This is a genomic window from Vulcanococcus sp. DEBay_Sum29NL08_54 (genome assembly GCF_017859255.1).
Taxonomy (GTDB): domain Bacteria; phylum Cyanobacteriota; class Cyanobacteriia; order PCC-6307; family Cyanobiaceae; genus Vulcanococcus.
Map to the genome: position 1 here is coordinate 1 of NZ_JAFMNJ010000016.1, position 14,680 is coordinate 14,680.

Below are 14,680 nucleotides of genomic sequence, written 5' to 3' on the forward strand. Positions count from 1 at the left end.
GGTTCAATCTCGGTTGAACCAGAAGCCCCCTCGCAAGAGGGGGCTTTTTGTTGGGGGGGTGCAGATTCCCGAAAAAAAACGAACGCAGGGGCTGCGGCGCAGCGCTGTGGTCATGGTGTGCGAATCAGCCTTCGGACCGTCGGATGACGACATCGGCACGCCATTCCCATCCCCACGCACCGCAGACCTCCAACCGCAGAACGCCAGGCCGCCCAGTGGAGCCGGCGCCGCGGTCCAAGGCTCTGACGGGTGCTCAGTTTCTGGTCAAGGCGCTGGAAGCCCATGGCGTCACCCATGTGTTTGGCATCCCCGGGGCCAAGGTCGACAGCGTCTTCACGGCCCTGCTGGATTCGCCCATCGAGCTGGTGCTCTGCCGCCATGAGCAGAACGCGGCATTCATGGCTCAAGCCTTTGGCCGCCTGACCGGCCGCATCGGCGTCTGCCTGGCCACCTCCGGCCCTGGCGTGACCAACCTGGTGACGGGCCTGGCAACGGCGACCACCGAAGGCGATCCCGTGTTGGCGATCGGTGGTGAGGTGCCCCTGGACGATCGCTTTAAGCAGACCCATCAGTCGCTGGATGCCATCGGCCTGATGCAGCCGGTGACGCGCTTTGCCCAGTCCGCCCTCTCGATTCACGACCTACCGGAGGTCCTGGGCAATGCCATTCGGGCGGCTGAGCAGGGCCGGCCGGGGGCAGCCTTTCTGGGGCTGCCCAAGGACGTTGGCTTGGCTGAGATCGAGGCCGACCCATCGGCGGGCTGGGGTGAGCCGATCCTTCAGGGGCCCTGCCATCCCCAGGCCCTGAGCCGGGCCGCGGAGTTGATGGCAACCCTGGAGCGGCCCCTGCTCCTTCTGGGGATGCAGGCTTCAGATCCAGATCTCAGCGAAGCGCTCCAGGCCTATGTGCGCCGCAGCGGACTGCCCTACTGCGCCACCTTCCAAGGGCCCGGGCGCTGGGTCGCGCCGGAGCAGTACGTGGGGCGGTTGGGACTCTTCCGCAACCAACCGGCGGATGCCCTGCTGAGCGCGGCCGATGGGGTCATCTGCCTCGGCTTTGATCCGGTCGAATACGACCCCAGCCTTTGGAATAGCGATCAATCCCGCACCCTGATCAATGTCGATGTAAAGGCTGCGGACCAGGACCAAGCCTTCCTGCCCCAGGTGGAGTTGATCGGGGATCTGCAGCAGACCCTGATCGCCATGGCCACCCTGCCGCCACTGACGATCGCCCCTGATTTCCGTCAGCAGCAGCAGGCCCTCGCCGCTGAATTACGGGCGACGGCCGCCGAGGGTGCCTCCATGGGTGGGGCTGCTCCTGTTCATCCGTTGCGCCTGGTGCACGAGATCAGTTCGGTGATCACCAAGGACACCACGCTCTGCCTGGATGTCGGCTCCCACTACATCTGGATGAACCGCTATGCCCAGGCTGAGCGAGCCCGCCAGGTGCTGGTGAGCAATGGTCAGCAGACCCTGGGCGTGGCCCTGCCCTGGGCCATTGCCGCTGGGATGGTGCGCCCCGGCTGTCCCGTGGTCTCCGTCTCAGGGGACGGTGGCTTTTTGTTCACGGCGACGGAGCTGGAGACGGCGGTGCGGATGGGCAGCCGCTTCGTGCACGTGATTTGGAACAGCCACTCCTACAACATGGTGGAGTTCCAGGAGCAGGCCCACTACGGACGGGTCTCGGGGATCCAGCTTGGCGACTACGACGTCGTCAAGTTCGCCGAGGCCTTTGGCGCGAAGGGCTACTCGATCCAGAACGCCGAGGACCTCGGACCCGTCCTGCGGGAGGCCCTGCAGCAGCCGGTACCGGTTCTGATCAATGTTCCGGTGGACTACTCCGAGAACATCCGGCTGATGCAGAACGTGCACCAGCAGTTCATCCACTGAGGTTCCGATGAGCACGCAGCATGCGAGCGGTCACCACCTGAACGTCTCCGTTGGCGATGGTCTCTGGGACGCGCTGCACGCCTTGGCTGAACGCACGGGCGACAGCGTCAGCCATCTGGTTCGCCGCTCCCTGGCGGAAACCCTGGATCTTGACCACCACACGATCTATCAGGTCTCCACCTCTGGCGCCCTGGTGCAGGGGGTCTATCAGGGTTGCGTGCGCGTGGCGGACATCAAGCGCCATGGAGACTTCGGCCTGGGCACCTTCGATGGCCTCGATGGTGAGGGGATCATGCTCGATGGCACCTGCTGGCAGGCCCGCAGTGATGGGTCGGTGCATGTCGCCCCGGACTCGGCCCTGGCTCCCTTTTGGGCGACGACCTTCTTTGCGGCTGACACCACCACGACGCTGCCGTCCGTCAGCAGTTGGGACGACCTCACCGCTCAGCTCGATGGCCTAAGGCGCAGCGACAATCTCTTCTGCGCCATCCGCATTACCGGCACGTTCGAGAGGATCCACTACCGCGTGGCCTGCAAGAGCGCCCATGGCACGGACCTGGTGACCGCGACCAGTCACCAGGCGGAGTTCAGCCAGAGCGGTCTGCGCGGAAGCCTGGTGGGGTTCTGGACTCCCAGCTATGCCCGCACGATCAATGTGCCCGGCTATCACCTGCACCTGCTGAGCGATGACCACAACCATGGCGGTCACATCCTCGACGTGCAGGCCAAGGATCTGACGGTGCAGGTGCACATGGACAACCACGTGCACTTGGCCTTGCCGGAAACGCCGGCCTTCCTGGAGGCGGATCTACAGGGGGATCCCGCCGAGGCTTTGGCCCGAGCTGAGAGCAAACACAGCTGATCCCTGAGCCAGGGTTGCGCTGAGGGCCGTGTCCACGCTCAAGGTCCGCTCCCCTAGATGGACGGGGCGGGCACCATGGGCCTGGGCGAGCTCGATCTCAAAAGGGACAAAGCCGCCCTCGGGCCCGATCATCACCAGAGCGGGTTGGCCGGCGTGCTGAGCCAAGGGCTCCTCGGCCCCCATCTCCGTGATCAGGCAGAGCCGTCCGGCGCAGAGCCCTGGGAGCTCGTCTTCGATGAAGGGCCGGAAGCGTTGGTGCAGATGCACCTGCGGGGCGATGGTGTCTCGGGAGCGCTCCATGCCCGCGAGCAGGGCGTCCTCGACGTTGCTGGCTTGCAGCAGCGGGCTTTGCCAGTAGCTCTTCTCGACCCGCGCACTGTTGATCAGGTGCAGATGGCTGATCCCAAATTCGGCGCATTGCCGCAGGATCCGGCGCAGCATCTTGGGTCTCGGTAGGGCCAGCACCAAATCGAAGGGATGGCGCTTGGGTGGCGGTTCGCTGAGGACGGTTCTGAGCACCACGCCACTGGAGTCCAGGGACTCAATCAGCCCCTGACCGCAGGCACCTCCGATGAGCCCGAGCCGCAGGGTCTCGCCCACGCTCGACTTGAGCACATTGCGGATGTGGCGCGCCCGCTCGTCATTCAGCAGCACGCGCTGCTCGTCGATCCAGTCTTCTGGCCTCAGCAGGACGATGTTCATCGCTGTTCAGCAGCCGATGTCTTCTGCCCAGAGCTCAGGCTTCTGCTGCTGCATGGTTTGCATCAGCGCTTCGCAGCGTGGATCGTCCAGGCAGGTGACTTCGATTCCAGCCTCCTTGAGCCAGGTCTCGGCCCCTTGAAAGGTCTTGCGCTCTCCGATGACCACCCGCCGGAATCCCAGCAGAACGGCCGTTCCGGCGCACATCGGACAGGGAGAGAGGGTGGTGACCAGGGTCAGCTCACGCCAGTCGCGGCGCCGCCCGGCGTTGCGGATGCACTGGGTTTCACCATGGCTGGTGGGATCCCCGTTCTGGACCCGTTGGTTGTGTCCACGGGCGACGATCGTTCCATCCTCTTGGGCCAGGACGGCACCGATGGGAATTCCCCCTTCGCTCCAGCCCTGTTCGGCTTCGGCCCGGGCCGCATCGACCAGACGTTGCATCGTGCTGCGATCGATCGCACCTCCGTGCCGTTGGCCCAAGCATGGCAGGCATGACGCAAGACAACCTCGGTCCGTGGGATCCAGAACGCCACAGCGTGGCTGAGATCGTTGCGGCCCTTGATCTTCAACCTCACCCCGAGGGGGGGTGGTATCGAGAGACCTTCCGCAGCGCGCTCAAGGTGCGCCGCGCCGATGGGGTGCAGCGCGACGCCCTGACCCAGATCCTGTTTCTGTTGGGCCCCGGGGAGATCAGTCGCTGGCATCGGGTGAACCACGCCGATGAGAGTTGGTGCTGCCTAGCGGGGGATCCCTTGGCGTTGCTGTTGGTGATGGATGGGCAGCTGCAGGAGCACTGTCTTCTACCGGCTTCAGCAGAAACGGTCGTGGTGCCAGCGGGTGTCTGGCAGGCCGCTCGGGCTTCAGGGCGTTGGAGCCTGATGGTGTGTGCGGTCGCCCCTGGTTTTGACTTTGACGACTTTCAAATGCTCAGCGAACTTTCAGAAGCTGAACATCCACCAGCTGCCCTGGTCGAGTATCGCTAGAGCCAGGTGCCATCTTTGGCTCGAATTCAAAGCCGCTGGCTCAGATGTCTTGCTGTGACTGCAGGGTCCCATCTCTTTTGAGAGCGTCAGGACCTGAAAAGCCGGAGATCGGACTTGAACCGACGACCTACTGATTACGAATCAGTTGCTCTACCACTGAGCTACACCGGCAGCCCAGTGAAATTAGCATTCAGGCTTCGATGCCTGAGACGCGCGGATGCCGCCTGACTCCCGTCCCCCACTGGATCCCGATCTCAGGGCTCGTCTGTTGCAGGAGGCTCGCACCCCCTGGCGTGGACTCAGGCGAGGACTCTGGTTGGCCTTTACTGCTTCTGCGGCCGTTGGCCTGGCCACGATGGCGATGCGTTCGGCCGGTGGAGAGGTGGTCCAGTCCTCTGACCTCCTGATTCAGGTTTCGGCGTTAGCCCTCTTCGGGCTTCTCCTCTGGCGCGACCGCTCCCCCAGCGTCGACGACTGACGCGTCTTCGCTGTCCTGTTTGGCAGGGTCTTCCTCAGTGTCTTGGGGTGCTTCGGCAGTGGTCTCTTCGGGGCCGGTTTCTTCGGAACAGGGCTCTTCGTGAACGACCGCTTCCTCCTCGGGCTCTGCGTCGGCTTCTCGTTCGGCGTCGGCGTCTGAGGCTTCCGCTTGCGGCACATCGACGTCTTCTGAGGCAAGGGCTTCAGCGTTGGCCTCGTGGTCCTCGTCGGTTGCCTCAACGACCTCCGCGTCCGCCTGCAAAGGCTCTGCAGCAGGTTCAGAAGCTTCTGCGGCGACGGGCTCTGTCTCGGTAGGTGAGTCGGTCTGCTCGGGTTCAGGAGCGATAGCTTCGGATTTTTCCTGTTGCTCTTGCGGTGTGATCTTCTGTTCCGGCTCGACGGAAGCCGCAGGTTCCGCAAAGGCCAACGGCGCGAGAAGCAAGAGCGGTAGCCCAGCGTTGAGGCGCTGCTCAGCAGCCTGGACTTGGGTGAGGGGCAGGGTCTGATCCACCAGACCAGCGGATCTGGTGAGCATCCAGAGGGACTGGATCACTTGGGCCCACTGCCATTGGATCAGCGCCAGCACCGGGATGCAGAGCAGCAGAACCACCAGCCTGGGGCTGCTGGAGAGAGGGGACCAGGCCCAGGCCATGCCGGCGTGGCTGTCTGCCCACCAGGTCAGAGGAAGGAGCAGTGCTGCGCCCAGGGCAATGACGACCTTCAGAGGCAGGGCGGTCTGAAGGGCACTCAGACGAAACTGCTCTGGTCGGCGACCCCGCAGGGGCACCTGCAGGATCAGCACAGACCAGAGGTCGGGAGGAAGGCGCCAGAAGAGGACCGCGCTTCCCAGGGCGCCGATCGCCCAGGTCAGCAAGCGTTCAAAGCCGGGGAAGGGACCCGGGTCTGCCCCTGCAAACAGCAGGAATAGCAACAGGATTTCGAGCGGCAAGGCCGCGAGCCCCAGTAGCTGGAGCCACAGGAGCGGTTCGCGTCTTGCCGGATTCACGGTCAGTTGCTGAGGGTGCGTCGCTGCGTGACCAGTTTGAAGGATTCCACCCGGTCGCCCTCTTGCCAGTTGGCAAAACGATCACAGCCGATGCCGCATTCGAAGCCGGTGGCGACTTCTTTGACATCGTCCTTGCCGCGGCGCAGGGAGTCCAGGTCGCCCTCGAACACCTTTTCCTTGCCGCGCCAGACGCGGACCTTGCAGTTGCGCTGCAGTTTGCCGCTGGTGACGTAGCAACCCGCCACGGCGCTCTTGCCGATCGTGAAGACGGCCCGAACCTCGGTTTCGCCCAGGGGCTCTTCCACCAGTTCGGGTTCCAGCAGGCCTTCCATGGCCATCTGGATGTCCTCGAGCAGTTTGTAGATGACGTCGTAGTCACGCACATCCACGCCCGTGGCGTCAGCAGCACGCTTGGCGCCAGGCGCCATCGAGGTGTTGAAGCCGACGATGACAGCACCGGAAGCCGCCGCCAGGTCGACGTCGGTTTCGGTGACTTCGCCCGGTGCAGAGAGCAGCACGCGGACCTGAACCTCCTCTTGAGGCAGTTGTTCCAAGGACCCGAGGATTGCCTCGACGGAACCCTGAACGTCGGCCTTGAGGATGAGGTTGAGTTCCTTGAGTTCCCCTTCGCTGGCCTGACCCGACATCGAGGCCAGAGAGACCCGGCGGGAGGCCATCTGTTGGGCCAGGCGGGTTGCGCGGGCTTCGGTGGCGCGGTCGCCGACCACCGCACGGGCCGTTTTTTCGTCGGTGTAGACCTCGAACTCGTCGCCGGCCGTCGGCACTTCGCTGAAGCCCAGGGCCTCAACGGCGTAGGAGGGGCCGGCTTCTTTGACGCGCTTGCCGTTGTCGTCGACCATGGCGCGCACCTTGCCCAGGATCGGACCAGCGGCCAGCACGTCGCCGGTGCGCAGGGTGCCGTTCTGGATCAGCAGGGTGGCCACAGGACCCTTCGCCTTGTCGAGGTGTGCCTCGATGACGGTGCCCCGGGCCATCCGGTCTGGGTTGGCCTGCAGGTCTTCCACTTCGGTGACCAGCAGGATCATCTCCAGCAGCTTCTCGATGTTCTCGCCCTTGATGGCACTCACCGGCACCATCACGGTGTTGCCGCCCCAGTCCTCAGCCACGAGTTCGTGGGAGGACAGCTCCTGTTTGACGCGATCCGGGGAGGCACCTTCTTTGTCGATCTTGTTGATCGCCACCACGATCGGCACCTTGGCGGCGCGGGCGTGGCTGATGGCCTCCAGGGTCTGGGGACGCACGCCGTCATCGGCGGCCACCACCAGCACGGCCACGTCAGTGACCTTGGTGCCACGGGCCCGCATGGCGGTGAAGGCTTCGTGGCCAGGGGTGTCCAGGAAGGTGATCTTCCGCTGCTCCCCGGCGTGGGGCACTTCGACTTGGTAGGCACCGATGTGCTGGGTGATGCCACCGGCTTCGCCAGCGGTGACCCGGGTTTTGCGGATCGAGTCCAGCAGGCTGGTCTTGCCGTGGTCCACGTGGCCCATGACCGTGACCACGGGCGGACGCCGGATCAGGTGAGCGAGATCGCTCTCTTCGATCATCTCGACGGTCTTGGCCGCCGCTTCCTCGACGTCGTCCTCGAGCACCGGAACGCCGAATTCCTGGGACACCGTCTCGATCGCTGAGAGATCGAGGGTTTGGGTCACCGTGGCGATGATGCCCTTGAAGAAGAGGCTCTTGATGATCTCGGAGCTCTCGACGCCCAGCTTGTCGGCCAGCTCCTGCACCGTGAGGTTGCCCTCCGGAACGATGAGCATTTCGGGCCGCTGTTGCTTGGCTTCCCGTGCGGCACGCAGCTCCATCGCGCGGCGCCGCTGACGCTGACGGGCGGTTTCCTTGCGGCGCTTGCGGGCCACAACGGTTGGCTTCGGCTGAGCGGAGCCAGCGCTGCGGGGTTTCGCCGGACGGGCGAGGGAGGCCTGCAGCACCACCGCATCGGTGTCACCGGCGTAGCCGCCGGTTTGTGCGGCCAGCGAGTCGTCGTTCTCTCCAATGATGTGAACGCGCTGGCGCTGCTTCTGGGGTGAGCGGCTGCGCAGTGCATCCAGACGCGCGCTGTCGTCCCAATCGGGGCGGCGGGGACGGCCGCCACCGGGCGGCTGGGGTGCACGGAAATTCGGGCGGCGTGGTGCCGACGGGGGAGTGGCCGAAGGACGGTTGGCGTCGCCTGCTCCAGGGGCTCCGGGGGCGCCGGCGGGTGCGCCAGGGGCGCCACCAGGACGCCGAGGCGGCGGTGCGCTGGGCCTTGCTCCAGGTTTCTGGAGCTGCATGAGCTCGCCAGGGGCCACCGGCTTGCGCATGCCAGGCATGCCGGGACGGGTCGGGGGCGCGGGGCGGTTCCCGCCGCCACCAGGACCGCTGACATCACGGCGAATGGGTTTGCCGACCAGCTCCACCTGAGGGCGGGCGGGTTTGGCGGGCTTGCCGCCCTGTCCCACCCGCGTGGGGGCGGGTGCGCCGGGGCGTGTGGGCATCCCTGGCCGCTGGCTCAGGGCCGGGCGGCCGGAGGGTGTGGCAGGACGGGCTCCGCCCTGGCCGCCCTGAGGACGACTCACGAGCTGCGGGCGGCCACCGCCTGCAGCGGGACGCGTGGGGGCGCCAGGACGCTGGGGGGGGCTACCTGCCGCAGGGCGCGACACAGGGGGCGCCGGCTTGCGGGCCGGGGGGGCTCCCGCTCCTGCCGGGGTCTTGGACACGATTGCCGGTGCAGGTCGGCTCGGGGCCGGGGCTGCGGGACGGCTGGGGGGAGCGCTGGCCGCGGGTTTGGCGGCAGGCTTGGCCGCTGCGGGACGAGCCGGAGGCGCTGACGGGGCCGCTGGACGGCTGGGGGGAGCACTGGCCGCAGGTTTGGCTGCGGGCTTGGCCGCTGCCGCAGGGCGGGCTGGGGGAGCGGATGGTGCGGCCGGGCGAGCTGGAGCGGACGGAGCGGCGGGCTTGGCTGCCTGGGGCTGGGGCCGAGGAGCAGGGGCCGCAGCAGCAGGTTTCGCCGGAGCAGGGCTGGCCGCTACCGGTTTGGCCGCTGCGGGTTTCGCAGGCGCTGCCGGTGCGGCAGGAGCGGCCTTCTTGACCGAGAGGATGGCTTTCTTGGGCTCGTCCACCGTCGGAGCGGCCTTGCTGCCATTCCCGCCACCTTTGATCAGGCTGCGGATTTTCGCTGCCTCGTCATCGCTGATGGAGCTGCTATGGCTCTTCGCTGCGATCGACAGTTTCTCGGCGGCATCGAGCACGTCCTTGTTCTCAAGGCCCAAGTCCTTGGACAGCTCGTAAATCCTGACTTTGCCGCTGCTGGTCATCAAGTGCTCCAAGTGGTCGGGGGCAACACGTGCCACCGGGCCATCACCCACAGTGAGGCCACTATTTATCTTGCCTCAGCGCCTGATAAGAGGTGGCATTCAGGCGCTGCGCCAAGGCCGCGTAGATGGAATCTGACACTTGGCACCGGAGTGCCTTCTGCAGACGTTTGCGGCGCTTGGCTTCCTCAAAACAGCTCTCGGTCGGACAGAGATAGGCCGATCGGCCCATCCCTTGGTCCAGAGCCATGCCGCCCTCGGCAAGGCGGATGACCCGTAGCAGGTGCTGGCGATCCAGCAGTGCACGGCAGGTCACACAACGCCTGAGGACGGGCTGTTGCTTCACCGGGCTCCTTCCTCGTCGGTCGTCTCTTCGACAGCCTCTTCGACTGCGTCTTCCGTTGCCACGGCTTCGGTGGCCTCAGCCTCAGCCACAGGCTCTTGCTCGTAGGCCGCTTCGTCGTACTGGGCCTGCTCGCCGTACTCCTCTTCGTCCTCGGGCAGGGGATAGAGCTCCCGAAGACGGGCGTCTTCCTCGGCACGCAGGGCGTGTTCTGCCTCCATCCGGGCTTCAGCTTCCGCCTGAAGCGCTTCCTCTTCCTGGCGCATGGAGATCAGTTCCGCGACCTTCTCGTCCTCAGAGGCCTGGTCGTACTCGGTGCTGTTCTTGATGTCGATCTTCCAGCCGGTCAGGCGAGCGGCGAGACGGACGTTCTGACCCTCGCGACCGATGGCCAGGCTGAGCTGATCGGGGGGCACCAGGACGTGGGCATGCTGCCCTTCGGGATCCACCAGTCGAACCGCTTCCACGCGGGCGGGGCTCAGGGAGTTGGCGATGTACTGGCCCGGGTCATGGGACCAGCGGATGACATCGATTTTTTCGCCACGCAGTTCGTTCACGACCTGCTGGATGCGAGAGCCGCGGGCGCCAATGCAGGCGCCGACAGGGTCCACTTCGCGCTCCACGCTGTCCACGGCCACCTTGGTGCGGGGACCGACCGAGCGGGAGGGGGGGTTGGCCTCACGGGCGACGGCAACGATGCGGACCGACCCCTCCTGGATCTCGGGCACTTCGTTCTCGAAGAGATAGACGACCAGACCGGCGTTGGCGCGGCTGACAAACAGTTGAGGTCCGCGGCGCGGAATCTCACTGACTTCCTTCAGGAAGACCTTGAAGGTGGCGTTGGCCCGGTAGTTGTCATTGGGCAGCTGGTCGCGGCGGGGGAGTTCGGCCTCCACTTCGGGGCGACCCAGTCCGCTGCTGACGGCCATGATCACGCTCTGTCGCTCGAAGCGAATCACGCGAGCGGTCAGGACGGGATCTTCCAGGTCGGCGAACTCCTCCTGGATCATGCGGCGCTGCTGGTCGCGCAGCTTCTGGGCCAGCACCTGTTTGGTGGTGGCGGCGGCCATGCGGCCGAAGTCTTCCTTCTCGGGGGTGACGTCCAGCACCACGGTGTCACCGGCCTGGGCGTCTTCCGCCACCTGCATCACTTCGGCCAGTGAGATTTGGTGGTCTTCGCTCTCGACCTCTTCAACGATGATTTTGGAGGCCAGTACCCGGTAGCCCTCTTCGTCGAGATCCAGGGCGACATCGAAGTTGGAGAAGTAGTCCTCCTCGAAGGGGTCCTCGCTAATCCCCAGATAAAGGGTGCGGCGGTAGCGCTCATAGCCCTTGAGCAGGGCTTCACGCAGGGCCGCTTCCACCACCGCAGGGGGCAGTTTTTTCTCTTCGCTGATGTCCTCGATCAGGTTGGAGAGACCGGGGAGCAGGACCAGTGCCATGGCAGGTGGTTGGGTGCGGGATTGGAGAGGGGAAAGGAGGGGTTAGGCCTCTTTGGGAGTCACCAGCTTCACGCTGATCACATCGGGGCGCGGGATTCGAACCGTGCGTCCCCGGACGTTGAGGAGAACGTTCTCCTCATCGCGTTCGAGCAAGAGGCCCTCACGCTCGTTGTCGCCCCCGGATTTGGTGTCGCGGTAGCGGATCGAAACCGGGAATCCGCGGAAGCTGCGGAAGTCTCGGTCGTCGCTCAGCTGCTCGCTGACGCCCGGACTGCTGACTTCCAGGACATAGGGGTCCTGCAGCAGCCCGCTGTTCTCGATGGCGTCGCCCAGCACTCCGCTGAAGCTGGCGCAGTTGTCCAGGCTCACGTCTCCGCCATCGGCCAGACGCAGCTGGACCAGCAACGTCATCGGAATTCGATGGGTGAGCAGTTCAAGGCCGCAGACCTGGAATCCAGCGCCCTCCGCCGCCTGGCTAGCCAGGGTTTGGAGGTCAGGGTGCAGGGGATGCGGCAAAGCCTGGATCGTGAACAGGGGAACGGGCGACCCGTCCGGCACCTGCAGTGATCTGCTGTCTGGCTGTCCAGCTGCTCCCGAGGAGTCAGCGCTGTTCAGTCAGAGGTGCCCGCCGGGCACAACACAACAGTACGTGATCGGCCTTGGAGCGTCAGGCCCCCATGCTGCCGAGATCGACAGCAGGTGGCTCCATGTAGGCATCCCCAGGTTGGGCCTCGCCCCGCAAGCTGGGGTCCTGGTTGAGGCACTGCGACTTTTGTTCGTCTGTGCGCAGGAACTGGCAAACCCGGGCGTAGAGCTTGGAGCGGGTGGAGGGCTTGCCTTGGCTGAAGTGCACCTGATCCAGGCCGCCGACTAAGCCCTGAATCTCCACTTGGCAGAGAGCACAGCGTTGACGGGTGCCCGGGGGGATAGCGGCCATGCCAGCTCGGTCAAGAACGGGCAACTTAGGGCCATTGATCTGCTCGGTTGGTGTGCCTGGCCTCCTTCAGTTGAGTGATCCGCACCTCCTGGCAGACCCTCGGGGGCACTGCCGAGGTCGTCCCTCCATGGCGTCCTTGCGCCACGGCCTGCGGCAGGCCCTGTCCCAGATCGATCAGCCCCCGGATCTGCTGCTGATCACAGGGGACCTCTGCCAGGACGAAAGCTGGGGCGGGTATCGCCGCCTGCAGGAGGTCCTGGAGGACGTTGAACCCCTGAGGGAGGTTCCCCTGGCCTTGACCCCGGGCAACCACGACCATCCGGCCCTGATGCGATCGGCCTTGGGACGTCGCGCTGTGATTGCCCCGGCGGCCCTGGACCTCGGCGACTGGACGCTGCTGTTGCTCTCGAGTCACCGCAGTGGCGCCGTTGCTGGCTTCCTTGACCCCAGGCAGCTGGCCTGGCTCGAGCGCCAGCTGGCGCTGGCCGATCAGCCCGTGGTGCTGGCTTTGCACCATCCCCCGGTGCCCATTGGTGATTCAGGCTTGGATCCGATCGCTCTGCAGGATCCAGGCCCGTTTCTTCGCTGCCTCCAGCGGGCCCCAGCCCTCAAAGCCGTTCTCTTCGGCCATGTCCACCAGCATTGGCAGGGCGAACTGCCCCGCAGCGGCGCTGGGTCTCCCATACCCCTTTGGGCCTGTCCCTCGTCGTTGGCGTCCTTTGCGGCTGTTCAACCCTGTCCCTTGGGGCGGCCTGACTGGCCGGGGGGGCGTTGGCTGACCTTGCAGCCCTCGGGCGAGGTGGCCTCGACCCTTCTGCGTTGGTCTCCCGTGGAATCTGCCTAGCCTTCAGTCCACTTGGGTGTGTTGCGGATCTTGGTGCGCGTTCTGCTGGCCCTGGTGTTGTTGCTGGCCGCTTGGTTCCCGGCGGCTCCAGCCTGGGCGGACTTTGGAAGCAACACCAACCACAGTTTTGTCTCTGCGGCGGTGAAACGGGTTGGGCCGGCGGTCGTGCGGATCGACACCGAGAGGACCGTCCCACGGATTGGTCTGGACCCTTCCTTTAGTGACCCGCTCCTGCGGGAGATGTTTGGCGATCAGATCCCCAATAGCCGTGAGCGCGGGCAGGGATCCGGAATCGTGATTGATGGTCAAGGCATGGTTCTCACGAACGCCCACGTCGTGGATGGCGCTGACCGGGTTGAGGTGACGCTGGCCAGTGGTCAAGAGCTGGAGGGCTCGGTGCTCGGAATCGATCCCGTGACCGATCTGGCGGTGGTGCGCATTGCCAAAACCCAGGGGTTGAAGTCCGCGCCACTGGGGGACTCCAGTGCCCTGGAGGTGGGGGATTGGGCCATCGCCTTAGGGACCCCCTATGGCTTGGAGCGCACCGTCACCCTGGGCATCGTCAGCAGCCTGCACCGCAACATCACCAGCCTGGGCTTCTCGGACAAGCGTCTGGAATTGATTCAGACCGATGCGGCGATCAATCCGGGCAATTCCGGTGGCCCACTGATTAATGCCAGCGGCGAGGTGATTGGGATCAACACCCTGGTGCGTTCGGGTCCGGGAGCCGGATTGGGTTTCGCGATCCCGATCAACCTGGCCAAGGGTGTTGCGGCCCAGCTGAGCCAAGGGGACTCCGTGGTGCACCCCTACCTGGGCCTACAGCTGGTGCCCCTCAATCCGAGGCTGGCTCGCGACAACAACGCTGACCCCAATGCCCTGCTCCAACTGCCCGAGCGGGACGGGGCACTGGTGCAACGGGTGATCCCGGATAGCCCTGCCGAACGGGCTGGCTTGCGCCGGGGAGATCTGGTGGTCCAGGCGGCGGATCAAGAGGTCAGCGATCCCGGGGAGCTGCTGCGTCTGGTGGAGGCCTCCCAGGTTGGTGATGTCCTGGCGATCCGCGTGTTGCGGGGCGAGGAACAGATCGATCTCTCGATCCGGCCTGAGGCGCTGCCGCATTCCTGAGGCCTGAGCTACGGTCACTGGCCAGTGAAAACGGCGTGATGGCGGATCTGCAGGACCAGATGAAACAGGCGGTGGCGGCTGCAGCCACCGAGCAGATCCAGAGCGGAATGGTGGTGGGCTTGGGCTCCGGTTCAACCGCTGCCCTGATGATTCAGGCCCTCGGCGCCAAGCTCAAAAGCGGAGAGCTGCGGGACATCGTTGGGGTGACCACCTCCTTCCAAGGTGAGGTGCTTGCTGCCGAGCTGGGTATCCCGCTGCAGAGCCTGAATGCCGTGGATCGGATCGATCTGGCCATCGATGGCGCCGATGAGGTGGATCCTTCGTTCCAGTTGATCAAGGGCGGTGGCGCCTGCCACGTTCAGGAGAAGCTGGTGGCGGTTCGTGCCAAGCGCTTCGTGGTGGTGGTGGATTCCACCAAGCTCGTGGACACCCTCAACCTGGGCTTTCTGCTGCCCGTGGAGGTGATGCCCGGTGCCTGGCGTCAGGTCCAGGGCCAGCTCAAGGAGATGGGGGGTGACGCCCAGCTCCGTATGGCAGTCAAAAAGGCTGGTCCCGTCGTGACGGACCAGGGCAACCTCGTGCTGGACGTCAAGTTCAGCGGTGGCATCGGCGATCCCGTCAGCCTGGAGAAGGAGATCAACAACCTCCCCGGCGTTCTGGAGAACGGTCTGTTCGTGAACATCACCGACCAGGTGCTGGTGGGCGAGATCAACGACGGCGTTGCCGGCGTCCGGGATCTGGTCAAGCGCTGAG

At 65.2% G+C, this 14,680-nt stretch carries 15 protein-coding genes and 1 tRNA gene; 7 read left to right on the forward strand and 9 right to left on the reverse strand.

Annotation, left to right across the window (positions count from 1 at the left end):
* The first annotated feature begins 143 nt into the window (after positions 1-143).
* Complete coding sequence (gene alsS, locus QZ186_RS07055) at positions 144-1,889, forward strand: acetolactate synthase AlsS (protein ID WP_296416261.1); 1,746 nt, start codon at positions 144-146, stop codon at positions 1,887-1,889.
* Between the two features lie 7 nt (positions 1,890-1,896).
* Positions 1,897-2,751: an acetolactate decarboxylase gene (gene budA, locus QZ186_RS07060; RefSeq protein WP_296416263.1), complete on the forward strand. Its 855-nt coding sequence runs from the start codon at positions 1,897-1,899 to the stop codon at positions 2,749-2,751.
* Here budA and QZ186_RS07065 read toward each other — a convergent pair.
* Positions 2,698-3,453 (reverse strand): 16S rRNA (uracil(1498)-N(3))-methyltransferase, encoded by a 756-nt coding sequence (locus QZ186_RS07065; protein ID WP_296416264.1) that lies wholly within the window; start codon positions 3,451-3,453, stop codon positions 2,698-2,700. The two genes, budA and QZ186_RS07065, sit on opposite strands and share 54 nt — an antisense overlap.
* Before the next feature lie 6 nt (positions 3,454-3,459).
* A complete protein-coding gene (locus tag QZ186_RS07070; protein WP_296416265.1) occupies positions 3,460-3,894 on the reverse strand; it encodes a nucleoside deaminase in 435 nt (144 codons plus the stop codon).
* A 50-nt stretch (positions 3,895-3,944) separates the two neighbouring features.
* Between QZ186_RS07070 and QZ186_RS07075 the strand changes: the two genes are divergently transcribed.
* Positions 3,945-4,436: a cupin domain-containing protein gene (locus QZ186_RS07075; protein ID WP_296416266.1), complete on the forward strand. Its 492-nt coding sequence runs from the start codon at positions 3,945-3,947 to the stop codon at positions 4,434-4,436.
* A 99-nt stretch (positions 4,437-4,535) separates the two neighbouring features.
* Here QZ186_RS07075 and QZ186_RS07080 read toward each other — a convergent pair.
* Positions 4,536-4,607: transfer RNA gene (locus QZ186_RS07080), tRNA-Thr, on the reverse strand.
* Positions 4,608-4,653: 46 nt separating this feature from the next.
* Between QZ186_RS07080 and QZ186_RS07085 the strand changes: the two genes are divergently transcribed.
* The gene (locus QZ186_RS07085; RefSeq protein WP_071777943.1) at positions 4,654-4,914 is read left to right on the forward strand and encodes a DUF3493 domain-containing protein; all 261 of its coding nucleotides are present in this window, start codon (positions 4,654-4,656) and stop codon (positions 4,912-4,914) included.
* Here the strand turns inward: QZ186_RS07085 and QZ186_RS07090 are convergent.
* From QZ186_RS07090 to QZ186_RS07115, 6 genes are all read right to left on the reverse strand, one after another.
* Entirely contained in the window at positions 4,858-5,919 is a 1,062-nt protein-coding gene (locus QZ186_RS07090; protein ID WP_296416267.1) for a low-complexity tail membrane protein, read from the reverse strand. The genes QZ186_RS07085 and QZ186_RS07090 overlap by 57 nt on opposite strands.
* A gap of 2 nt (positions 5,920-5,921) precedes the next feature.
* Positions 5,922-9,236, reverse strand: coding sequence for a translation initiation factor IF-2 (gene infB / locus QZ186_RS07095; protein ID WP_296416268.1), 3,315 nt, complete (start codon positions 9,234-9,236; stop codon positions 5,922-5,924).
* Positions 9,237-9,297: 61 nt separating this feature from the next.
* A complete protein-coding gene (locus QZ186_RS07100) occupies positions 9,298-9,579 on the reverse strand; it encodes a YlxR family protein (RefSeq protein WP_029626136.1) in 282 nt (93 codons plus the stop codon).
* Positions 9,576-11,018: a transcription termination factor NusA gene (gene nusA / locus QZ186_RS07105; protein WP_296416269.1), complete on the reverse strand. Its 1,443-nt coding sequence runs from the start codon at positions 11,016-11,018 to the stop codon at positions 9,576-9,578. The genes QZ186_RS07100 and nusA overlap by 4 nt, the downstream gene beginning before the upstream one ends.
* Before the next feature lie 42 nt (positions 11,019-11,060).
* Positions 11,061-11,534, reverse strand: a complete 474-nt coding sequence (gene rimP, locus QZ186_RS07110; protein ID WP_029626137.1) for a ribosome maturation factor RimP — start codon at positions 11,532-11,534, stop codon at positions 11,061-11,063.
* 151 nt (positions 11,535-11,685) lie between these two features.
* Positions 11,686-11,955 carry a hypothetical protein gene (locus tag QZ186_RS07115; protein WP_010315231.1) on the reverse strand — a complete coding sequence of 90 codons (270 nt, stop codon included), beginning with the start codon at positions 11,953-11,955 and terminating at the stop codon, positions 11,686-11,688.
* Positions 11,956-12,007: 52 nt separating this feature from the next.
* On the opposite strand from QZ186_RS07115, the gene QZ186_RS07120 reads away from it, so the two are divergent.
* The 3 genes from QZ186_RS07120 to rpiA are packed head-to-tail and all read left to right on the forward strand — an operon-like array spanning position 12,008 to position 14,679.
* The gene (locus QZ186_RS07120) at positions 12,008-12,799 is read left to right on the forward strand and encodes a metallophosphoesterase (protein WP_296416270.1); all 792 of its coding nucleotides are present in this window, start codon (positions 12,008-12,010) and stop codon (positions 12,797-12,799) included.
* Between the two features lie 33 nt (positions 12,800-12,832).
* Positions 12,833-13,927 (forward strand): trypsin-like peptidase domain-containing protein, encoded by a 1,095-nt coding sequence (locus tag QZ186_RS07125; RefSeq protein ID WP_156797826.1) that lies wholly within the window; start codon positions 12,833-12,835, stop codon positions 13,925-13,927.
* Between the two features lie 38 nt (positions 13,928-13,965).
* Positions 13,966-14,679 carry a ribose-5-phosphate isomerase RpiA gene (gene rpiA / locus QZ186_RS07130; RefSeq protein ID WP_010315237.1) on the forward strand — a complete coding sequence of 238 codons (714 nt, stop codon included), beginning with the start codon at positions 13,966-13,968 and terminating at the stop codon, positions 14,677-14,679.
* The last annotated feature ends 1 nt before the right edge of the window (position 14,680 follow it).